General features: G+C 72.8%; 16 protein-coding genes, 1 tRNA gene and 1 pseudogene. 10 read left to right on the top strand and 8 right to left on the bottom strand.

Annotated elements, in window-relative coordinates:
- Window positions 1-6: 6 nt before the first annotated feature.
- The 3 genes from pdxR to ACZ4SF_RS21825 all read right to left on the bottom strand — a co-directional run bounded on the left by pdxR (window position 7) and on the right by ACZ4SF_RS21825 (window position 4,624).
- Window positions 7-1,377, bottom strand: coding sequence for a MocR-like pyridoxine biosynthesis transcription factor PdxR (gene pdxR / locus ACZ4SF_RS21835; RefSeq protein ID WP_468386886.1), 1,371 nt, complete (start codon window positions 1,375-1,377; stop codon window positions 7-9).
- Between the two features lie 167 nt (window positions 1,378-1,544).
- Window positions 1,545-3,029, bottom strand: coding sequence for an aminopeptidase P family protein (locus tag ACZ4SF_RS21830; protein ID WP_468386883.1), 1,485 nt, complete (start codon window positions 3,027-3,029; stop codon window positions 1,545-1,547).
- A 158-nt stretch (window positions 3,030-3,187) separates the two neighbouring features.
- Complete coding sequence (locus tag ACZ4SF_RS21825) at window positions 3,188-4,624, bottom strand: PP2C family protein-serine/threonine phosphatase (RefSeq protein WP_468386880.1); 1,437 nt, start codon at window positions 4,622-4,624, stop codon at window positions 3,188-3,190.
- Between the two features lie 612 nt (window positions 4,625-5,236).
- On the opposite strand from ACZ4SF_RS21825, the gene ACZ4SF_RS21820 reads away from it, so the two are divergent.
- Complete coding sequence (locus tag ACZ4SF_RS21820) at window positions 5,237-5,902, top strand: bifunctional DNA primase/polymerase (protein WP_468386878.1); 666 nt, start codon at window positions 5,237-5,239, stop codon at window positions 5,900-5,902.
- Window positions 5,903-5,957: 55 nt separating this feature from the next.
- Entirely contained in the window at window positions 5,958-6,533 is a 576-nt protein-coding gene (locus ACZ4SF_RS21815) for a hypothetical protein (RefSeq protein ID WP_468386876.1), read from the top strand.
- A 274-nt stretch (window positions 6,534-6,807) separates the two neighbouring features.
- On the opposite strand, the gene ACZ4SF_RS21810 is transcribed toward ACZ4SF_RS21815, so the two are convergent.
- From ACZ4SF_RS21810 to ACZ4SF_RS21800, 3 genes and pseudogenes are all read right to left on the bottom strand, one after another.
- On the bottom strand, window positions 6,808-7,770 hold the full coding sequence (locus ACZ4SF_RS21810; protein ID WP_468386874.1) for a DUF5926 family protein: 963 nt from the start codon (window positions 7,768-7,770) through the stop codon (window positions 6,808-6,810).
- A gap of 356 nt (window positions 7,771-8,126) precedes the next feature.
- Window positions 8,127-8,747, bottom strand: a pseudogene (locus tag ACZ4SF_RS21805) (ATP-binding protein); the annotation flags it as partial.
- A gap of 283 nt (window positions 8,748-9,030) precedes the next feature.
- Entirely contained in the window at window positions 9,031-9,858 is an 828-nt protein-coding gene (locus ACZ4SF_RS21800; RefSeq protein WP_468386871.1) for a glycerophosphodiester phosphodiesterase, read from the bottom strand.
- Between the two features lie 229 nt (window positions 9,859-10,087).
- On the opposite strand from ACZ4SF_RS21800, the gene ACZ4SF_RS21795 reads away from it, so the two are divergent.
- Both ACZ4SF_RS21795 and ACZ4SF_RS21790 read left to right on the top strand, forming a co-directional pair.
- Window positions 10,088-11,566 carry a S1C family serine protease gene (locus ACZ4SF_RS21795; RefSeq protein WP_468386868.1) on the top strand — a complete coding sequence of 493 codons (1,479 nt, stop codon included), beginning with the start codon at window positions 10,088-10,090 and terminating at the stop codon, window positions 11,564-11,566.
- Window positions 11,567-11,731: 165 nt separating this feature from the next.
- Window positions 11,732-11,816: transfer RNA gene (locus ACZ4SF_RS21790), tRNA-Ser, on the top strand.
- 63 nt (window positions 11,817-11,879) lie between these two features.
- Here the strand turns inward: ACZ4SF_RS21790 and ACZ4SF_RS21785 are convergent.
- On the bottom strand, window positions 11,880-12,755 hold the full coding sequence (locus tag ACZ4SF_RS21785; protein ID WP_468386865.1) for a bifunctional DNA primase/polymerase: 876 nt from the start codon (window positions 12,753-12,755) through the stop codon (window positions 11,880-11,882).
- A 369-nt stretch (window positions 12,756-13,124) separates the two neighbouring features.
- Here ACZ4SF_RS21785 and ACZ4SF_RS21780 point away from each other — a divergent pair, with 369 nt between their 5' ends.
- The 6 genes from ACZ4SF_RS21780 (at window position 13,125) to ACZ4SF_RS21755 (ending at window position 18,683) form a co-directional block, all read left to right on the top strand.
- Complete coding sequence (locus ACZ4SF_RS21780) at window positions 13,125-13,436, top strand: hypothetical protein (protein WP_468386862.1); 312 nt, start codon at window positions 13,125-13,127, stop codon at window positions 13,434-13,436.
- 222 nt (window positions 13,437-13,658) lie between these two features.
- Window positions 13,659-14,633: a bifunctional MaoC family dehydratase N-terminal/OB-fold nucleic acid binding domain-containing protein gene (locus ACZ4SF_RS21775; RefSeq protein ID WP_468387581.1), complete on the top strand. Its 975-nt coding sequence runs from the start codon at window positions 13,659-13,661 to the stop codon at window positions 14,631-14,633.
- 12 nt (window positions 14,634-14,645) lie between these two features.
- On the top strand, window positions 14,646-15,038 hold the full coding sequence (locus ACZ4SF_RS21770) for a MaoC/PaaZ C-terminal domain-containing protein (RefSeq protein ID WP_468387579.1): 393 nt from the start codon (window positions 14,646-14,648) through the stop codon (window positions 15,036-15,038).
- Entirely contained in the window at window positions 15,035-16,201 is a 1,167-nt protein-coding gene (locus ACZ4SF_RS21765; RefSeq protein WP_468386859.1) for a lipid-transfer protein, read from the top strand. The genes ACZ4SF_RS21770 and ACZ4SF_RS21765 overlap by 4 nt, the downstream gene beginning before the upstream one ends.
- A gap of 147 nt (window positions 16,202-16,348) precedes the next feature.
- On the top strand, window positions 16,349-16,906 hold the full coding sequence (locus ACZ4SF_RS21760) for a SigE family RNA polymerase sigma factor (RefSeq protein WP_468386857.1): 558 nt from the start codon (window positions 16,349-16,351) through the stop codon (window positions 16,904-16,906).
- 121 nt (window positions 16,907-17,027) lie between these two features.
- Window positions 17,028-18,683: a long-chain fatty acid--CoA ligase gene (locus tag ACZ4SF_RS21755; RefSeq protein WP_468386854.1), complete on the top strand. Its 1,656-nt coding sequence runs from the start codon at window positions 17,028-17,030 to the stop codon at window positions 18,681-18,683.
- 421 nt (window positions 18,684-19,104) lie between these two features.
- Here ACZ4SF_RS21755 and ACZ4SF_RS21750 read toward each other — a convergent pair.
- Window positions 19,105-20,158: response regulator (locus ACZ4SF_RS21750; protein WP_468386852.1), on the bottom strand; the 1,054-nt coding region annotated here is incomplete at its 5' end.

Raw genomic sequence — 20,158 nt, 5'->3', positions numbered from 1 at the left:
GCCGGCTCAGCCGCGTGCCTCCAGCACCTTCGCCAGTACCTCCAGCGCCTCCGGGTAGGCCCGCTCCCGGGGCGTTCCGTAGCCGACGACGAGGCCCTGGGGCCGGTCGGTGCCCGGGGTGTGCCAGTGGGGGCCGAGGGCACCGAGGGCCAGGCCCTCCGCCTCCGCGCGGGCGAGCACCGCGGACTCGTCCGGCACGTCGATCAGCGCATGCAGCCCGGCCGCGATCCCGCGCACGCTCCGGCGCGCGCCCAGCCGGGCCAGCAGCTGGTCGCGGCGCCGCCGGTAGCGCAGCCGGCACGCCCGTACGTGCCGGTCGTAGGCATGGCTGTCGATCAGCTCGGCGAGCGCGAGCTGGCCGATCGTCTCGGTGTGGTGGTCGCTGTACAGCTTGGCCTCGGCGACCGCGTCGGCCAGGTGCGGCGGCAGCACCATCCAGCCGAGCCGTAGCGCGGGCCCGAGCGTCTTGGAGGCGGTGCCGAGATAGACCACCTGGCCGGGAGCCATGCCCTGCAGGGCGCCGACCGGCTGCCGGTCGTAGCGGAACTCGCCGTCGTAGTCGTCCTCGACGATCAGACCGCCCCGCGCGCGTGCCCAGTCGGTGAGCGCCCGCCGCCGCTCGGGGTGCAGGGTCACCCCGGTCGGGTACTGGTGGGCCGGTGTGACCACCACGGCCGCCGCCTCCCCCAGCTCCTCGGGCCGTGCCCCGCGCGCGTCGACCGGTACCGGCAGCACCGTGCCGCCGTTGTGCCGCACCACCTCCCGGTGGAAGGGCAGCCCCGGGTCCTCCATGGCGACGGCGGCACCGTCCAGCACGCGCGTGAGCAGCGCGAGACCCTGGACGTACCCGGAGGTGACGACGATCCGCTCCGGCGGCGCCAGCACGCCGCGTGCCCGGCCGAGGTAGCCGGAGAGCGCGGTGCGCAGTTCGATCCGGCCGCGCGGGTCGCCGTAGTCGTACGCCGGCGAGGGGGCCGTGGCCATGGCGCGGCGTACGGCGCGCAGCCAGGCCGCGGCGGGGAACGCGCCCACGTCCGGGCTGCCGGGGCGCAGATCGAAACGCGGCGCACGCGCGTGTGCGGACGTTTCCGGCTCCTCCGCCTGGACGGCCGGCAGTTCGGCGACCCGGGTGCCGGAGCCCTGCCGGGCCGTCAGATAGCCCTCGGCGACGAGCTGGTCGTACGCCGCCTTCGCGGTGCCGCGTGCGATGCCGAGTTCGGCCGCGAGCCGCCGGGTGGCCGGCAGCCGGGTACCGGGAGCGAGCCGCCCGTCCCGTACGGCATCCCTGAGGGCGCGTTCGAGCCCGGTGCGGCGCCCGTCCGCCGCGTCGGGCTCGAGATGCAGGTCGACACCCACACCTGACCAGAAGTCGTCCACGTTTCCACCCCCGTGAGTGCGCCGCACCCCCGTGAGTGCGCCGCACCCCCGAAGGGGCGCGGCGCCGTGCCGATGTGCGGCTCCGCCGCGTGGGCGGGACCGGCCACGGCCCGCCCCGTGGACGAATGGCCGGGCACCTTCCCGGTACCCGGCCATCGAAACTCAGGTCAGCCCTTCAAGGAGGCCATCCACGCCTCGACCTCGTCCGAGCGCCGAGGCAGCCCAGCGCTCAGGTTCCGGTTGCCGTCCTCCGTGACCAGGATGTCGTCCTCGATCCGGACGCCGATGCCCCGGTACTCCTCCGGCACGGTCAGGTCGTCGGCCTGGAAGTACAGGCCCGGCTCGACCGTCAGCACCATTCCCGGCTCCAGGACGCCCTCCACGTACGTCTCGGTGCGCGCGGCGGCGCAGTCGTGGACGTCCATGCCGAGCATGTGTCCGGTGCCGTGCAGGGTCCAGCGGCGCTGCAGGCCCAGCTCCAGGACCCGCTCGACCGGCCCCTCGACCAGGCCCCACTCGACGAGCTTCTCGGCGAGCACGCGCTGCGCGGCGTCGTGGAAGTCGCGGTACTTGGCGCCCGGCTTGACGGCCTCGATGCCGGCCTCCTGGGCCTCGTACACGGCGTCGTAGATCTTCTTCTGGATCTCGCTGTACGTGCCGTTGACCGGCAGCGTGCGCGTGACGTCCGCGGTGTACAGCGTGTGCGTCTCCACACCGGCGTCGAGCAGGAGCAGGTCGCCGGAGCGGACGGGGCCGTCGTTGCGGACCCAGTGCAGGGTGCAGGCGTGCGGGCCGGCCGCGCAGATGGAGCCGTAGCCGATGTCGTTGCCCTCCACGCGCGCGCGGAGGAAGAACGTGCCCTCGATGTAGCGCTCGGAGGTCGCCTCGGCCTTGTCGAGGACCTTCACGACGTCCTCGAAGCCGCGGACCGTCGAGTCGACGGCCTTCTGCAGCTCGCCGATCTCGAAATCGTCCTTGACCAGGCGGGCCTCGGAGAGGAAGACGCGCAGCTCCTCGTCGCGCTCGGCGGTGACCTTGTCGGTCAGGGCCGCCTCGATGCCCGCGTCGTAGCCGCGGACCACGCGCACCGGGCCGGTGGCCTCGCGCAGCTTGCCGGCCAGCTCGCGCACGTCGGCGGCCGGGATGCCGTACAGCGCCTCGGACTCGGTGAGGGAGTGGCGGCGGCCGACCCACAGCTCGCCCTGGCCGGAGAGCCAGAACTCGCCGTTCTCGCGGTCGGAGCGCGGCAGGAGGTAGATCGTCTCCTTGTGCCCGTCCTCGGTGGGCTCCAGGACCAGGACGCCGTCCTCGGTCTGGTTGCCGGTGAGGTAGGCGTACTCGACGGACGCGCGGAAGGGGTACTCGGTGTCGTTCGAGCGCGTCTTGAGGTTGCCCGCGGGGACGACCAGCCGCTCGCCCGGGAAGCGGGCGGAGAGCGCGGCACGGCGGCGCGCGGTGTGCCCGGCCTGCTCGACCGGCTTCAGGTCACGCAGCTCCGTGTCGGCCCAGCCGGACCTCATGTTCTCGGCCAGCTCGTCGGAGACACCCGGGTACAGGCCGTTCTTCCGCTGCTTGACGGTCTCCTCGGACTCGGTCTCCGGGCCCTCCGCGGTAGCGGAATCGGGCACGGCCGGGTTGAGCTCGTCGGACACGTGATCCTCCTCGATACGCCTTGTGATCTCCCCCGGGGCCCGCGACGCTCCTGCTTGTGGCCGAGCGGGGACCTCCATCATCGTACGGTCGCACCGGGAACGGGCGGGGGCCGGATGACCTGCTATGCCCGGTCATGCCAGCCGCCGCGGCGCAGGTCTCAGTCGAAGCGGGCCGCCAGCAGGACCACGTCCTCCTCGCCGGCGTCCCCCGCTCCCGCGTGCGCTCGACCGGGAGGCGCCCCCACGTCCGGGCCGTCCGGCAGGACGGTGCGCAGGACGTGGTCGGCGACGGCGCCCGGGTCGTGGCGCGCCGCGCGCGGGACGCCGGCGGCGGCCGCGTGCAGCCGGGCGAAGGCGCGGTCCATCGGGTCGCCCGTACGGTGCAGCAGCCCGTCGGTGTAGAGCAGCACCGTCTCCCCGGCCTCCGCCTGGATCTCCACGCTCGGCGCCTCCCAGCAGGCGAGCATGCCGAGCGGGGCGGAGACGGAGGTCTCGGCGAACTCGGTGCGCCGCTCGCCGATCAGCAGCGGCGGGCTGTGCCCGGCACCGGCCAGGGTGACCTTGCGCAGGGCGGGCTCGCAGTAGGCGAACAGGGCGGTGGCCGAGCGTGCGGGCTCGGTCAGCCGGAGCAGCAGCTCCAGGTCCGACAGGACGGCGACCGGGTCCTCGCCCTCCATCACGGCGTAGGCGCGCAGGGAGGCGCGCAGCCGGCCCATGGCGGCGACCGCGCTGGGGCCGGAGCCGGTGACCGAGCCGACGCAGAGGCCGAGGGCGGCGTCCGGCAGCGGCAGCGCGTCGTACCAGTCGCCGCCGCCGTGCGGACCGGTGCGGTGCCGGGCGGCGATCTGCACGCCGGCCACGCGGGGCAGCCGCGAGGGCAGCAGTTCCTCGGTGATGGTCGCCATGCACGCGCGCGTGCGCTCCACCTCCACCAGCCGGGCGAGGTGCTCGCCGGCGTGCCGGGCGTAGAGGCGGGTGAGATGGCGCCGGCGCTCGTGTGGTTCGGCCGGTTCGTCGTAGAACCAGACGGCGGCGCCGAGGCGGCCGGCGGAGTCGGAGGCGAGCGGGATCGCGTAGCTGGCGGCGTAGCCGAGGCGGGCGGCCACCTCGCGGTGCCGGGGGTCGAGGTCGTGCTCGGCGAACAGGTCGGGGTGGACGATCTCGGCGGTGCCGCCCGTGTCGTACGGCAGGGCGCCGGGCGGCACGGTCTCCATGTGTCCGAGATCGGCGTGGCCGAGTCCGAGGCCGAGGGTGGTGCGCGGACCGAGTCCGTCGCCGGGCTCCAGGACGACCATCCCGCGGCGGGCGCCGACGAGGGCGGCTCCGGCACGCAGCAGCTCCTGCAGGGCGGGGCCCAGGGCGCTGGTGCGGGAGAGGCGCTCGGTGAGCTCGTGGAGCGTCGTGAGGTCCGAGACCCAGCCGGCCAGCCGGTCCTGGAGGAGGGTGCCGGGAGCGGGGGCGTCAGGGGCGGGGACCGGGGCGCTGTCCGGGGCGGGACCGGCGCCGGGGGCGGGAGGGGCGGGCGCGACAGTGTGTGCGGGAGTGGGAACCGCTGGATCGATTCCAGCCACTTTCGGAGGGTGCGGGGCGTTCATGGCGTCCGGCCTTCAGACCGGTGCGTATTGCTCAGAAGCATCGCAAACCCCCATGTCATTCTGCGCCGCTAGCAGTGTCTCCACATGTACACGCACTCGTGAGGGGATGTCCAGCATTGTCCTGCGGGGATTCCTGGTGTCCATGAGGCGGGCGCGGGTTTTCGCCGTAAGCCCTTGTGTTACTGGAAAGTTGGCTCAAAACTGCCTTAGGTAGCGGTTCATTGCGGTCGACTGGCCCTGCTCCACGGAGCGTCACAGCGGTCGTGATGGGTACGTACTCGGAGAAGGCCAGGGGTGGTTGGGGACCGCCCGGAACCTGGCGACGGACCCGGGCGTCATAGCCACCGACGGCCGAGCCCCATCCTCCCGTGGCGGAGGCGGAGAGAAATACGCGCGACGGCAAAACGCCAGACTTCGCCACCCCACGCCGCAACCGTGCTTTTGATAGACGCACTACGGACGCGGACGCGGCCAACGCTCGACCCCCTGGGGTTCCCCATGCCGTGCGCGGGGGCGTGATGCGCCAATAGGTACGCACAGTGAAGTGATCGACACATGGTGTGATGTGGTCCACGGTGTTGCCAGCGGTGCAACGGAAAGGAACGAGCGCTCATGCGCGAGATCCTCGGAAGGCGACGCAGGCTCCTGTCCAGGCGGAACGACGGGAGGCCTGAGCTGATCAGCGCGGCCCTGACCTTCGCGGCGGAATGGCAGTGGCCGGTACTCCCGGGTGTGGCCCCGGACCCGCAGGGGCGGGCCCGCTGCGCCTGCCCCGACCCGGAGTGCACGGTGCCCGGTGCCCACCCCTTCGACCCCGGTCTGCTCGCGGCCACCACCGACCCGCGCATGGTGCGCTGGTGGTGGACCAACCGGCCCGGTGCGCCGATCGTCCTCGCCACCGGCGGCACGGCACCCTGCGCGGTCAGCCTGCCGGCGCCGGCCGCCGCCCGCGCCCTCGCCCTGCTCGACCGGCGCGGCATGCGGCTCGGCCCGGTGATCGCCTCGCCGAGCCGCTGGGCGCTGCTCGTGAAGCCCTACTCCATGGAGCAGCTCGGCGAACTGCTCTACGCCAAGGACTTCGTCCCCGGCTCGCTGCGCTTCCACGGCGAGGGCGGCTACCTCGCCCTGCCCCCGTCCGAGACCGGTCAGGGCGCCGTGCGCTGGGAGCGTGCCCCGCTGCCCGGCTCGGCCTCGCCGTGGGTGCCCGACGTGGAGGCCGTGGTGGACGCCGTGGTCGACGCCCTCACTCGTACGGGTGTGAGCGCGCCCGAGTTGTAAGGGTGTCGGGCGCGACGGGGCCGGGCGCGTCCCGCTCGCTCGTTATCTTCCGCACATGCTGCGTCATTCCGGGGGACACCGCGCCCCACAGCCGCACCGCGGCGGAGGGGACACCCGAAGGCTTCGTCTGCTCGCCCTGGTGGGCGTCGTGGTGGCCGTGGCCGCGCTGCCGCTGGCCGTGGCGTCCGCGGGGCAGGTGGGCGACGGCCGGCGGGCCGTCGCACCGGCCGCTCCCCGTGGCGACGCCAAGCCCCGGCCGAAGAGCGCCGGCCGTTCCCCCTTCCTGCTCGGCATCGGGCTCGCCACCGCGGCCCGCTGCGGACCGGAACTCACCTCACCCGACGGCATCGAGGCCCAGACCTGCGTGCTGACACAGGGCGAGGACACCTGGGCGCGCACCTACTACCGCAACGTCACCGGCGAGTCGCTGGACTCCGTGCTGAGCCTGATGGGGCCGGGCGGCCGGGCCGTGCAGATGCGCTGTGTCACCGGGGCCGACGACGAGCCCGCCACCTGCGAGACGCCCCGCGAGCACAGTCTGGGCGGACCGGACGCCTACACGGCGGTCAGCGAGTTCGCGGCCCGCGGCGCACAAGGGGCGCTGCTGCTCCGTTCCGGCAGCAACTCCTAGGCGGCAACTCCTGCGGCGTCCCGGGACATTGACGTCCGGCGGCGCGCTGTACACCGCGCGCGGACATGGAAAGACCCGGTTGCTGGCGACGGGGGATGCACCAGCAACCGGGCTACTGGAACGGTAACAAGAGATCGGCGGTTCGCAAATTCGGTCTTGCCTATTCGGACACCGATTTCCCAGACGAAGCCGGGAGTTGTGACAGGAGTCACCTGTTGTGCGGACCGGCTTCACGGCTGACCGACCGTTCAGCCGTGAGACACGCGTCCGAGTGTCAGCTGAGCGTGACCTGCCGGTTGGTCAGCCCCCCGCGCGCCCGGCGCTCGTCCGCGGTGAGCGGCTCGGTGGCCGCGAGGGCCACGGAGAGGCGCTCGGCGAACTCGCCGGCCGGCTTCTCCACGTCCTCGGCCGTGACCCCGCTCGGCAGGTCCCAGACCGGCACCGTGAGCCCGTGAGCACGGAAGGAGCCGACGAGCCGGGTGCCCTCGCCGAGGCTGGAGCCGCCCGCCGCGTGCAGCCGCGCGAGAGCGTCCAGAAGCTGCTCCTCCGGGTGCGGCATGACCCAGCGCAGGTGGTTCTTCTCCGGGGTCTCGCACCAGTACGCGGCGTCCACCCCGGACAGCTTCACGGTCGGGATGGCGGCGGCGTTGGCCCGCTCCAGGGAGGCGGTCACCTCGGGCGTGGCGTTCTCCGCGTCCGGCACCCAGAATTCGAAGCCGCTGTGCACGACCGGCTCGAAAGCACCCTGCGGATCCAGCAGGTCCTGCAGCCGCGGTCCGTCGGCGGGGGCGCGGCGGCCCTGCACCGGGGTGCCGGGCTCGGCCTCCAGGGCGCGCAGCAGCGTGTCGGCGAGGTCGCGGCTGATGTCGCCGGACGCCGTGTCGTTCTGCAGGCCGAGCAGGACCGAGCCGTCGTCGCGGCGCAGTGCGGGCCAGGCCATCGGCAGCACGGTGGCCAGGGTGACCGACGGGACGCCCTCGGGCAGGCCGTTCTCGAGGGCCAGCTCGACCGTCGCGGCCGGGACCAGCTCGCGCAGCGCGACCCAGTCGCACTCGCTCGGCAGACCCTCGAACGGGCGCTGCACCAGCTCGGTCACGGCGTGCGCGGCGGCCCGGCCGTGGCAGGCCTTGTAGCGCCGGCCGCTGCCGCAGGGGCAGGGTTCGCGGGCGCCGACAACCGGGATCTCCCCGTCGATCAGCTGCGGCTTGGCCTTCGTCTGGGGGCGCTTCTTGGCCATGGTGGGGTCTCCCGGTTACGGCTCTTCTGGTACGGCGGGAGCCTAGCCGTTCGAGCCATGACCGACGGGAACCTGTGGACAACGCACGCGCGCTCGACGCCGGAGGTGTGAACGTGTGGACAGCGGCCCGATGCCGCCGCGGCTCAGTCGAAGTCCTCGAACGCGTCCGGGAAGTCCAGGCCGGACAGGTCCGGCACGGTCATACCGGGCACGGTCATGCCGGGCAGCGACACGTCCGGACGGCCCAGACCCGGACGGCCCAGATCGGGACGGCTCAGATCGGGCAGCGACACGTCCGGACGGCCCAGACCGGGACGGCCCAGATCGGGACGGCTCAGATCGGGCAGCGACACGTCCGCAGGCGTGAGGTCGGTGAGGGTCATGTCCGGCAGTGCGGAATGCGTGACGCGCGTAGCGAAAGCGTCGCGGTGGCACCCGGCGTCGGGATCATGAACGTTCTCGTGGACGAGCACCCAGACCGTCACCTCGCCCCGGACGTCGTCCCGGACGCCCCAGTCGTCGGCGAGCGCCGTGATGATGTTCAGCCCGCGGCCGCCGTGCGCGGTGACCGACGGGGTGGCCGGCGCCGGGCGGGTGGGACCGCCGCCGTCCGTGACCTCCACGACGAGCCGCCCGCGCGTGTCCACCTGCCACGCGGCGCGGACGTCACCGTCCCCCGCCGGCGCGTCGCCCAGTGGCCGGCCGTGTTTGCAGGCATTGCTCAACAGTTCCGAAAGGATCAGTACGGCATCGTCGATGACCGATTCCGACACACCACCGCTGCGCAGCTGCGCCCGCATCCGGTGCCGCGCCTTGCCCACGCCCGCAGGGCCGTGGGGTACGGCCATGCTCGACGACGTCGGCACCTCCTGTGCCACCACCAACGCCACCCCCGAGACCTCCTTTGCCCCACGCCACGGTGTGGATGCCCCATTGGCCTGAACCGGAAACCGGCCAATCCACTTCCGCTGACGCATTCGGAACGGCCGTGCACACAGCGAACGCGCCGGAGCACTCCCTGTGATGGAGCCTGTACTGAGGCTGCTCGTTCCTGGCCGGAATCGACCGTTCGTACCGGCGGCCCGCTCGTCGTACAGGCGGCCCGCTCGTCGTACAGGCGGTCCATCGGCGACCGGTTCACCAAGGGCCGGCGACCAGTTCCCGGTCAGTGGCCGGCGTCGGATTCCCGGCAGCGGATCGGCCACGAGTTCCCGGCAGCGGGTCGGCCAACGAGTTCCCGGCAGCGGGTCCGCGACGAGTTCAGCGGCCCAACTGCGTCAGCACCGCGCGCGGGCGGTTGGTGATGATGGCGTCGATGCCCATCTCCACACAGAGGTCCACGTCCTCGGGCTCGTTCACGGTCCACACGTGGACCTGGTGGCCGGCCCGCTTCAGCCGCTCCACGTAGCCGGGGTGGTTGCGCACGATGCGGATCGAGGGGCCCGCGATGTGCACGCCCGCGGGCAGCCGCCCCTCGCGCAGCCGTGGCGAGAGGAACTGGACCAGGTAGACCGTCGGCAGCGTCGGCGCCGCGGCACGCACCCGGTGCAGCGAGCGCGCCGAGAAGCTCATGATGCGCACCGGGGACTCGGCTGCCGAGGCCGGCGCGTCCAGGCCGAAACGCTTCAGCAGGGTCAGCAGCCGCTCCTCGACCTGGCCCGCCCAGCGCGTGGGGTGCTTGGTCTCGATGGCCAGCTCCACCCGCCGCCCGGCGTCCGCGACCAGCTCCAGCAGCCGCTCCAGGGTGAGGACGGAGGTCTCCTCGCGGTCCTCCGGCCGGTGCACCCAGTCGGGCTCCTCGTCGCGTCCGCGCCAGGCCTCGCGGGTCTTCCACGAGCCGAAGTCGAGAGCGGCCAGATCGGCCAGTTCCAGCGCGGAGACCGCGCCGCGGCCGTTGGAGGTACGGTTCACCCGTCGGTCGTGGACGCAGACCAGGTGGCCGTCCGCGGTCAGCCGTACGTCACACTCCAGGGCGTCCGCGCCGTCCTCGATCGCCTTCCGGTAGGCGGCCAGGGTGTGTTCGGGAGCGTCCTCGGAGGCGCCTCGGTGGGCGACGACCTGGATGGAGTGCTGTGGTGCGTGGGTCACCGCGTCATGGTGCCACCGTCGCCGGGTACATGTGGCGGCGCGTATGCGTCCCTGTGACGAACAGGGGCGTACACCCTGATCATTTATGTAACTTTTGCGTTGAAGGTCCTATATAAAGAGGACCGCCGGACCCACAGCCACCGCTTATGGTGCTCTGACGGCCCGTGGGAAAAGCTGACCGCAGACCAGCGCGACCGACGACAGCAGGCGTGGATCGAGGAGAAGACCTGTGAGCACCGAGAACGAGGGCAACGTGGTACCTCCGGCCCCGTCCGCACCCCCCGTGCCGGTGGCCTCTCCCGCGGCTTCTCCGCAGGGCCCCGCGCCCGCGGGGAACGAGCCGACGGCGCAGTTCCCGCCCGTGCCCCAGGAACCCTCGGCGGCGGCCGCTCCCGCGCCCGGCCAGGTCCCGGCGTATCAGCCCGGACCGGCCCCCGACGGCACCTGGCCGCCCCCGCCGCCGTCCCCCCACCCCTCGACTCCGTTCGAGCAGGGGGCACCCCCGTCCCCGGCGTACGGCGACGGCGGAGCCGGCGGCCCGGGGGCCGGCTGGGGCGCCGCGTACCAGCAGCCCGCCCCCAAGCCGCGCAGCGGGCGCGGCGGACTCGTGGCGGCGGTCCTGGGGGCCGCGCTCGTCGCGGGCGGCCTGGGCGGCGGCCTCGGCTACACCCTGGCCAAGGACCGGGACGACCAGGGTTCGACCACCGTCTCGGCGTCCGACGGCAGCGCCTCCCAGGTCAAGCGCGCGCCTGGCACGATCGCCAACGTGGCCTCCCGGGCACTGCCCAGCACGGTGACCATCGAGGCGGAGAGCAACAACGGCGAGGGCGGCACCGGCACCGGCTTCGTCTTCGACAAGCAGGGTCACATCGTCACCAACAACCACGTGGTGGCGGAGGCCGTGGACGGCGGCAAGCTCTCGGCGACCTTCCCGAACGGCAAGAAGTACGACGCCGAGATCGTCGGCCACGCGCAGGGCTACGACGTCGCGGTCATCAAGCTCAAGAACGCCCCCTCGGACCTGAAGCCGCTCGCCCTCGGCGACTCGGACAAGGTGGCCGTCGGTGACGAGACCATCGCCATCGGCGCGCCCTTCGGCCTGTCCAACACGGTGACGACCGGCATCATCAGCGCCAAGAACCGCCCGGTGGCCTCCAGCGACGGCAGCTCCGCGAGCAAGCCGTCGTACATGAGCGCCCTGCAGACCGACGCGTCCATCAACCCGGGCAACTCCGGCGGTCCGCTGCTGGACGCCTCCGGTGCGGTCATCGGCATCAACTCGGCGATCCAGTCCAGCAGCAGCGGCGGCTTCGGCACCGGCCAGTCCGGCTCGATCGGCCTGGGCTTCGCCATCCCGATCAACCAGGCCAAGTACGTCGCCCAGCAGCTGATCAAGACCGGCAAGCCGGTGTACGCGCGCATCGGCGCCTCGGTCTCCCTGGAGGACTCCACCGACGGCGCCAAGATCACCGAACAGGGCGCGAGCGGCTCCGCCGCGGTCGAGTCGGGCGGCCCGGCGGCCAAGGCCGGCCTCAAGCCCGGTGACGTCATCATCAAGCTCGACGACCACGTGATCGACAGCGGCCCGACCCTGATCGGCGAGATCTGGACCCACAAGCCGGGTGACAAGGTGGCGATCACCTACAAGCGCGGCGGCGCGGAGCACGCGGTGACACTGACGCTGGGTTCGAGGGTCGGCGACAACTGACCCGGTCGGCAGGCCGGCGTGAACGCCGGCAACGTTCGGGTACTGAGCGGAACGGTGCCATGGGCGAAGAGACGGATCCGGTGGACCCCGTGTGGACCACGGCCCCCGCGTGGCGCTCGCGGCCGGTAGGCTGTAGCCGCTCCGCCCCAGGTGGGACGGGGCCGAGGTGGGTTGCCCGAGCGGCCTAAGGGAACGGTCTTGAAAACCGTCGTGGCGCGAGTCACCGTGGGTTCAAATCCCACACCCACCGCTGGTCCTTGAAGGGGCGTCTCCGAAGGAGGCGCCCCTTCAGGGGTTTTCGCGCCCATGCGTACTACGGCCGGTGTCCCGTCATGCGGGCCGCCGAGGCGATCGTCGCCCGGGCCTCGCGTTCCGTCAGGCCCGTGTGGCGGGCCGCCTCGGTGAGGGGGTCGGCCAGGGCGGCGCCGATGCCGTTCTCGTAGGCGCGGCAGGCCGCCCAGAACAGGCGGGTGTTGCGCTGGCCCTCGTGCGCGGCGAGCACGAACTGGACCAGCCCGCGGCCGTGGTCGCCGTGGGCGGGCGGTGCCGGACGGCTGCTGGGGCGCGGCGGGGGCACCAGGAGGCGCAGCAGGGACGAGGGGCAGGGGGCGGGGACGAGGTCGGCGGTGCCGGGGGCGGTGGCGTAGACGCCGTGGTCGGTGCGGGAGCCGGGCCCCACGAGGTAGCCGCCGGCGCCGCGGATGTCGATGCCGGGGGCGAGCCGGCCGGCCGAGTTCGGTACGACGACGTCCGCCGGGCCGGTCAGCCACAGGTGGCGGCCCCCGCTCGGGGTGAGCACGACGACCGTCTCGGGGATCGTGAACAGGTGGCGCAGGGCCAGCTCGCGCAGGGCGGCCGAGGAGTCCGTGCCGGACTTGGTGTCGAGGTCGACGCCGATCAGGTGGTACGGCGGCAGCCCGCAGGCGATGCCGTAGCCGGTGGCCCAGGGTGCGGCGGCGAACTGCTCGCGGATGCGCACCGGGTCGGTGGAGGCGTCGTACACCCCGTGTCCGAAGCGGCCGCACCCGCCGTGGCAGGGCGGTACCGCCGGGTCCGGGTCGTCGTGGTGGGGGGAGCGCAAGGCGGGGAGCTTCGTGCGGGACAGGGGGATGACGGCCAGGCCGCGTTCGGCGGCGGACAGGGCGTGTGCGAGGGCCAGCGTCGTGGCCTGCCGGTCGGTGGTGGCCATGACTCCATGTTCGTACGTACGTTCGAAAAAGGGAAGGGCGGGCAGGAGTGACACGCCGGTGCGGGGCGGATTGGCCGGAAAAGTGGCGTAACGATTCGCCCCTTGTGTCGCCCGCAGGATGAAAGTTCGCGCTGCTCCCTGCCGGGGCGAGAGATCACTAAAGGTGGCAATAGGGGTTTATCGACTTGTCATCACGCTTGCGTGCGAATCACGGCTTCCGGGGTGGTTCGCCGGGGATGCGGTGGGCAACTCTGATTCCGCGACGTCGTCCACGACAGTCCAGGCGGTCGGCCAACTGCCTTGACGCAAGCCCTACGTCACATGCTTTCGGCCTTCCGGCCACCAAGTGCTTCGTTCTGGAGGAACACCATGGCACGCATCCGTACCGCTCGCGTTCTAGCCGCCGTCTCCGCTCTCCCGCTCGCAGCCGCCCTCTTCACCGGTGTCGCGGCGGCGGACAACGGCGCCCTCGCGAACGACGGATCGAACGCGGGAGTGGCGGCCATCCTGGGCAGCGGGGTCGGCCTCGACAACAACGGCAACTCGTCCACCACGAACCAGAACGCGGTCGGCACCGGTGCCTCGAACCAGAGCAATACCGCGCAGGTCAACGGTTCCGCGTTCACGGCCGTCCAGCAGGGCAACGAGAACGTCGCCGTCCACTTCACCCCCCTCTGGTGAGCCTCGGGCGGGTGCCTTCCTGAGGAGGTGCTCGTGGGGTGTGCTTCGGGGTCGTCACACGTCCGCGCGGCGGTGCTTCGGTGCCGCCGCGCCGGCGTTTTCCGGGACGGACGGTCCGCCGGGGCGCCGGCCTTGACACCTTCCTTTATCTGACGGACAGTCAGAAACTGTTCCGGAGCGACGAGCAAGGGGGTGGCGGTGAGCGGTGACCCGGGGCAGGCGGTGGGTCCGGCGGGCGGGGAGCCGGACACACCCGGGGAACGGCCGGAGCCGTACGACGAACTCGGCGCCCGGCTCAAGGAGTTCGAGGGACAGCCGGCCGCCGTCGCCGGCGTGGGCAAGGACCCCGTGAACGCGCCGATGATCCGGCACTGGTGCGAGGCGCTCGGCGACACCAACCCGGCCTACTCCGGGCCCGGTGCCGTCGCCCCGCCCACCATGCTCCAGGCCTGGACCATGGGCGGCCTCTCCGGACACCAGGGCCGCACGGGCGCGTACGACCGGCTCCTCGGCCTGCTGGACGAGGCCGGCTGCACCGCGGTGGTGGCCACCGACTGCGAGCAGGAATACCTGCGGCCGCTGCGGCCGGGCGACGAGATCGCGTTCGACACGGTGATCGAGGCGGTCTCCGGCCGCAAGACGACGAAGCTGGGCACCGGGTACTTCGTCACCACCCGCACGGACGTACGGGCGAACGGCGAGCCGGCGGGCACCCACCGCTTCCGCATCCTCAAGTACGCCCCCGCGCACCGGAGACCGCCGGTGCCCCGTCCCCGCCCGGTGGTCAACCGGGACAACGCCGGCTTCTGGCAGGGCGTGGCCGAGCACCGGCTCCTCGTCCAGCGCTGCACGGACTGCGGCACCCTGCGCCACCCGTGGCTGCCGGGCTGCAACGCCTGCGGAAGTCCGGACTGGGACACGCTGGAGGCCGGCGGCGAGGGCACGGTCTTCTCGTACGTGGTCATGCACCACCCGTCCTTCCCGGCGTTCACCGATCCTGCCGCCGGCGCGGCGGGCCCCTACGCGGTCGGCCTGATCGAACTCGCCGAGGGCGTGCGGATGGTGAGCAACGTGGTGGGGGTGCCGTACGACAAGGTGCGGATCGGGCTGCCCGTACGGGTCGAGTTCCGGCGGTACGAGACCACGGGCGGCGCGCTCGACCTGCCCGTGTTCCGGGTCGTCGAGGGCGGGGAGTGAGCCATGACCGCACTGACCGTGGGCGCCGAACTGCCCCCGCTGGAAGTCCCGGTGACCCGCACCCTCATCGTGGCCGGGGCGATCGCGTCCCGGGACTACCAGGACGTGCACCACGACGCCGAGCTGGCCCGGCAGAAGGGTGCGCCGGACATCTTCATGAACATCCTGACGACGAACGGCCTGGTCGGCCGGTACATCACCGACCACTTCGGGCCCACGGCACAGCTCCGCAAGGTCGCCGTCCGGCTCGGGGCGCCCAACCACCCGGGGGACACGATGGTGCTGACCGGCAGGATCGAGGCGGTGGACGGCGACACCGCCACCGTGCACGTCGTCGGCGCCAACGCCCTCGGCAACCATGTGACGGGCACGGTGACCGTCACGGTCCCGGAGGCCGCCCGATGAGCCTGCACACCCGCGACACCCTCGGCGGACGCGCGGCGGTCGCCGGGATCGGCGCCACCGAGTTCTCCAAGGACTCCGGCCGCAGCGAGCTGCGCCTCGCGGTGGAGGCGGTGCGCGCCGCACTCGACGACGCGGGGCTGACACCGGCGGACGTGGACGGCCTGGTGACGTTCACGATGGACACCAGCCCGGAGATCACCGTGGCCCAGGCCTGCGGGATGGGCGAGCTGTCCTTCTTCTCCCGGGTGCACTACGGCGGCGGTGCGGCCTGCGGCACCGTCCAGCAGGCGGCGCTCGCGGTGGCGACCGGGGTGGCGGAGGTGGTGGTCTGCTACCGGGCGTTCAACGAGCGGTCGGGCCGCCGGTTCGGCGCCGGCGTGCAGCACCGGGAGCCGTCGGCGGAGGGCGCGGCGCTGGGCTGGGTACTGCCGTTCGGGCTGCTCACCCCGGCCTCCTGGGTGGCCATGGCGGCCCAGCGCTATCTGCACACCTACGGTCTGACGCCGGAGGCGTTCGGGCACGTGGCCGTCGTGGACCGGGAGTACGCGGCGACCAACCCGGCCGCCTGGTTCCACGGCCGTCCGATCACCCTCGCCGACCATGCCGCCTCCCGCTGGATCGCCGAGCCGCTCCGGCTGCTGGACTGCTGCCAGGAGACCGACGGCGGCCAGGCACTCGTCGTCACGTCCGTGGAGCGGGCCCGGGAGCTGCGGCATCCGCCCGCCGTCGTCGCGGCGGCGGCGCAGGGCGCCGGACGGGCCCAGGAGCAGATGACCGGCTTCTACCGGGACGGCCTGACCGGACTGCCGGAGATGGGCGCGGTGGCCCGCCAGCTGTGGCGTACCTCCGGTCTCGGCCCGGCGGACATCGACGTGGGCATCCTGTACGACCACTTCACCCCGTTCGTGCTGATGCAGCTGGAGGAGTTCGGTTTCTGCGGCCGGGGAGAGGCGGCGGAGTTCGTGGCCGAGCGGCGGCTGCCGCTCAACACCCACGGGGGGCAGCTCGGGGAGGCGTACCTGCACGGGATGAACGGCATCGCGGAGGCGGTACGGCAGGTGCGCGGCACGGCCGTGAACCAGTTGCCGGGGGCCGCCCGGACCCTGGTGACGGCCGGTACCGGGGTGCCGACATCGGGGCTGGTCCTGACGGCGGACGGCTGAGTTCTCGGGGTCCGACCCGCAGACGGGACACAGCCGCACTCCACCTACAGGAGGTCCGGCGAACCCCACCCCTACAACCTGAGGGGGACTCCGCTTCGGGACCTGCGGCCGATCCGCCCGAGCGGGGTCCGCTCCTAGCGTGGAGGCATGACCACACCCGTCTGCACCAGCGCCTCGGCCGCCGCCGCACCAGCGCGGCAGACCTGCACCTACTCGTCGTTCGCGTCGTACGTGCGGGCCCGCCAGCCGGTCCTGCTGCGCACCGCGCGCTCACTGACCGCGAACCCGAGCGATGCCGAGGATCTCCTGCAGACCGCGCTCGCCAAGACGTACGTGGCCTGGGAGCGGATCGAGGACCAGCGGGCCCTCGACGGCTATGTGCGCCGGGCGCTGCTGAACACCCGCACCTCGCAGTGGCGCAAACGAAGAGTGGACGAGTTCGCCTGCGACGAGCTGCCCGAGCCGGAGCCGGTGCGCGGCGACGACGACCCGGCCGAACGGCAGGCCCTGCACGACGCCATGTGGCGCGCGGTCCTGAAGCTGCCGGCGCGGCAGCGGGCGATGGTCGTCCTGCGCTACTACGAGGACCTCAGCGAGGCGCAGACCGCCGAGGTGCTCGGCGTGTCGGTGGGCACGGTGAAGTCGGCGGTGTCCCGCGCGCTCGGCAAACTCCGCGAAGACCCCGAGCTGGTACTGGCCCGTTAGCGGATTTCCGCCGAACGCCATGTGATCGATCATCCTGGGCTAGTGACATACCGCGCGGTATGTGCGCAGAATCAGCGCTACCTCTACCCACCGCGTTGGCGATGTCGCCCGGGAGGACGCCGTGCTGAGCACCATGCAGGACGTACCGCTGCTGATCTCGAGGATCCTGACCCACGGGTCGAGGGTCCACGGATCGTCGCGGGTGACCACCTGGACCGGCGATGCCGAGCCGCACCGCCGCACCTTCGCCGAAGTCGGCGCCCGCAGCGCCCAGCTGGCGCATGCCCTGCGGGACGGACTCGGAGTGAGTGCCGACGACCGCGTGGCCACACTCATGTGGAACAACGCCGAGCACGTCGAGGCCTACTTCGCGATCCCGTCCATGGGCGCGGTGCTGCACACGCTCAACCTGCGGCTGCCGGCCGAGCAGCTGGCCTGGATCATCCAGCACGCCGCCGACCGCGTGATCATCGTCAACGGCTCGCTCGTCCCGCTGATCGCGCCGCTGCTGCCCCAGCTGCCCACGGTGGAGCACATCGTCGTCGCCGGCCCCGGCGACCGCGGCCCGCTGGCGGACGCGAGCGCGCAGGTGCACGAGTACGAAGAGCTGATCGCCGGCCGGCCCACCGCCTACGACTGGCCCGAGCTGGACGAGCGCCAGGCCGCCGCCATGTGCTACACCTCCGGCACGACCGGGGACCCCAAGGGCGTGACCTACAGCCACCGTTCGATCTACCTGCACTCCATGCAGGTGAACATGACCCAGTCGATGGGCCTGACCGACCAGGACACCTCGCTGGTCGTGGTCCCCCAGTTCCACGTCAACGCCTGGGGCCTGCCGCACGCCACCTTCATGACCGGCGTCAACATGCTGATGCCCGACCGCTTCCTGCAGCCGGCCCCGCTCGCCGAGATGATCGAGCGCGAGCGGCCCAGCCACGCGGCGGCCGTCCCGACCATCTGGCAGGGTCTGCTCGGCGAACTCCTCGCACGCCCCCGGAACGTCTCCTCGCTCACCCAGGTCACGATCGGCGGCTCCGCCTGCCCGCCCTCCCTGATGGAGGCCTTCGACAAGCTCGGCATGCGGGTGTGCCACGCCTGGGGCATGACGGAGACCTCCCCGCTCGGCACGGTGTCCCGCCCGCCGGCCCACGCCGTCGGCACCGAGGCGGAGTTCGGCTACCGGCTCACCCAGGGCCGCTTCCCCGCCGGCGTCGAAGGCCGCCTCACCGGCCCCGGCGGCGAACGCCTGCCCTGGGACGGCGAGTCGGCGGGCGAGCTGGAGGTGCGCGGACCCTGGATCGCGGGCGCCTACTACAACGGCCCCGACGCCGAACCCCTGCGCCCCGCCGACAAGTTCAGCGAGGACGGCTGGCTGAGGACCGGCGACGTCGGCACCATCTCGCCCGACGGCTACCTCACCCTCACCGACCGCGCCAAGGACGTCATCAAGTCCGGCGGCGAGTGGATCTCCTCGGTCGAGCTGGAGAACGCTCTGATGTCCCACCCGGACGTCGCCGAGGCCGCCGTGGTCGCCGTACCCGACGACAAGTGGGGCGAGCGCCCGCTGGCCACGGTCGTCCTCCGGCAGGGCGCCACCGCGGACTTCGAGACCCTGCGCACCTTCCTCGCCGAGGAGGGCCGCATCGCCAAGTGGCAGCTGCCCGAGCGCTGGACGGTGATCGAGTCGGTGCCGAAGACGAGCGTGGGCAAGTTCGACAAGAAGGTGCTGCGCCGGCAGTACGCGGACGGCCAGCTGGAAGTCACCCGCATCTGACGGACGCCGTGCTCCGACACCGCCACCGGGCGGCCGTGCGTACGGCCGCCCGGTCGGCGTCCGGCGAGTGTCGGCCGGGGCAGGCCGGAGCAGGCCGGAGCAGGTCGGAGTAGGCCGGAGCAGGTCGGAGTAGGCCGGAGCAGGTCGGAGCAGGCTGCGGCGTCCGGTGCGGGGCCCCGCGAGGCGGAGGACCTCCCGAGTACCGGGCGTACTCGGGAGGTGATCCGACGACGCGGCGAGAGGTGCCGTGGTGGGCGTCGGGGGCCTGGACTGCCGACGCGGCGAGGTGCCGTGGTGGGCGTCGCGGGCCCGGACTGCCGACGCGGCGAGGTGCCGTGGTGGGCGTCGCGGGCCCGGACTGCCGACGCGGCGAGGTGCCGTGGCGGGCGTCGCGGGCCCGGACTGATGCGGACGAGACCCCTCAGTTGGTGCCGATGCGGGCCAGCAGGTCGACGATGCGGCTCTGCACCTCGGTGCTGGTGGACCGCTCGGCGAGGAACAGCACGGTCTCGCCCGAGGCCAGCCGGGGCAGGTCGGCCTGGTCCACGGCGGCGGTGTAGACGACCAGAGGGGTGCGGTTGAGCTGCCCGTTCGCGCGCAGCCAGTCGACGATCCCGGCCCGTCGCCGGTGCACCTGCATCAGGTCCATCACGACGAGGTTCGGCCGGAACTGACCCGCCAGCGTCACCGCGTCGTTGTCGTTCGCCGCCCGCGCCACCTGCATCCCGCGCCGCTCCAGCGTCGAGGTCAGCGCGAGGGCGATCTCCGCGTGCTCCTCGATGAGCAGCACCCTCGGCGGATGCTGCTCGCTGTCCCGCGGAGCCAGCGCCTTCAGCAGGACGGCGGGATCGGCACCGTACGCGGCCTCGCGCGTCGCCTGCCCGAGCCCGGCCGTGACCAGCACCGGCACCTCGGCGGCCACGGCGGCCTGGCGCAGCGACTGCAGCGCCGTCCGCGTGATCGGCCCGGTCAGCGGGTCCACGAACAGCGCGGCGGGAAAGGCCGCGATCTGTGCGTCGACCTCCTCGCGCGAGTGCACGATGACAGGCCGGTAGCCACGGTCGCTCAGCGCCTGCTGAGTGGTGATGTCCGGTGCGGGCCACACCAGCAGCCGGCGCGGATTGTCCAGGGGCTCCGGCGGCAGCTCGTCGTCCAGCGGCTGCGGCCGCGGGGTGTCCGCGACCTCGACGGCCCCACCGGGACCGTCCAGCGGCTCCGGACCCTCGACGGCGTCGGGTTCCGGGGCACCTATGGCGTACGAGCGCCCGGCCCCCTCGGTGCCCGGGGCGAGCGAGGGCTGCGGTACCGGCTGTCCGCCGAGCGACGGGTGCGTCAGGGGCTGCTGTCCGCCGAGCGACGGGTGCTGCCCGGCCTGTCCGCCGAGCGAGGGCTGCGGTACCGGCTGTCCGCCGAGCGACGGGTGCGTCAGGGGCTGCTGTCCGCCGAGCGACGGGTGCTGCCCGGCCTGTCCGCCG

The organism is Streptomyces sp. NPDC027663 (genome assembly GCF_055566415.1).
The sequence above is the reverse complement of the archived record's forward strand: the minus strand, read 5'-3'. Positions and strand labels throughout refer to the sequence as shown.

Bases quoted from the DNA above. Each gene is read 5' to 3' on its own strand.
- ACZ4SF_RS21825 (WP_468386880.1), bottom strand. From the start codon at position 4,624: ATGAACGCCCCGCACCCTCCGAAAGTGGCTGGAATCGATCCAGCGGTT.
- ACZ4SF_RS21820 (WP_468386878.1), top strand. From the start codon at position 5,237: ATGCGCGAGATCCTCGGAAGGCGACGCAGGCTCCTGTCCAGGCGGAAC.
- ACZ4SF_RS21815 (WP_468386876.1), top strand. From the start codon at position 5,958: ATGCTGCGTCATTCCGGGGGACACCGCGCCCCACAGCCGCACCGCGGC.
- ACZ4SF_RS21810 (WP_468386874.1), bottom strand. From the start codon at position 7,770: ATGGCCAAGAAGCGCCCCCAGACGAAGGCCAAGCCGCAGCTGATCGAC.
- ACZ4SF_RS21785 (WP_468386865.1), bottom strand. From the start codon at position 12,755: ATGGCCACCACCGACCGGCAGGCCACGACGCTGGCCCTCGCACACGCC.
- ACZ4SF_RS21780 (WP_468386862.1), top strand. From the start codon at position 13,125: ATGGCACGCATCCGTACCGCTCGCGTTCTAGCCGCCGTCTCCGCTCTC.
- ACZ4SF_RS21765 (WP_468386859.1), top strand. From the start codon at position 15,035: ATGAGCCTGCACACCCGCGACACCCTCGGCGGACGCGCGGCGGTCGCC.
- ACZ4SF_RS21760 (WP_468386857.1), top strand. From the start codon at position 16,349: ATGACCACACCCGTCTGCACCAGCGCCTCGGCCGCCGCCGCACCAGCG.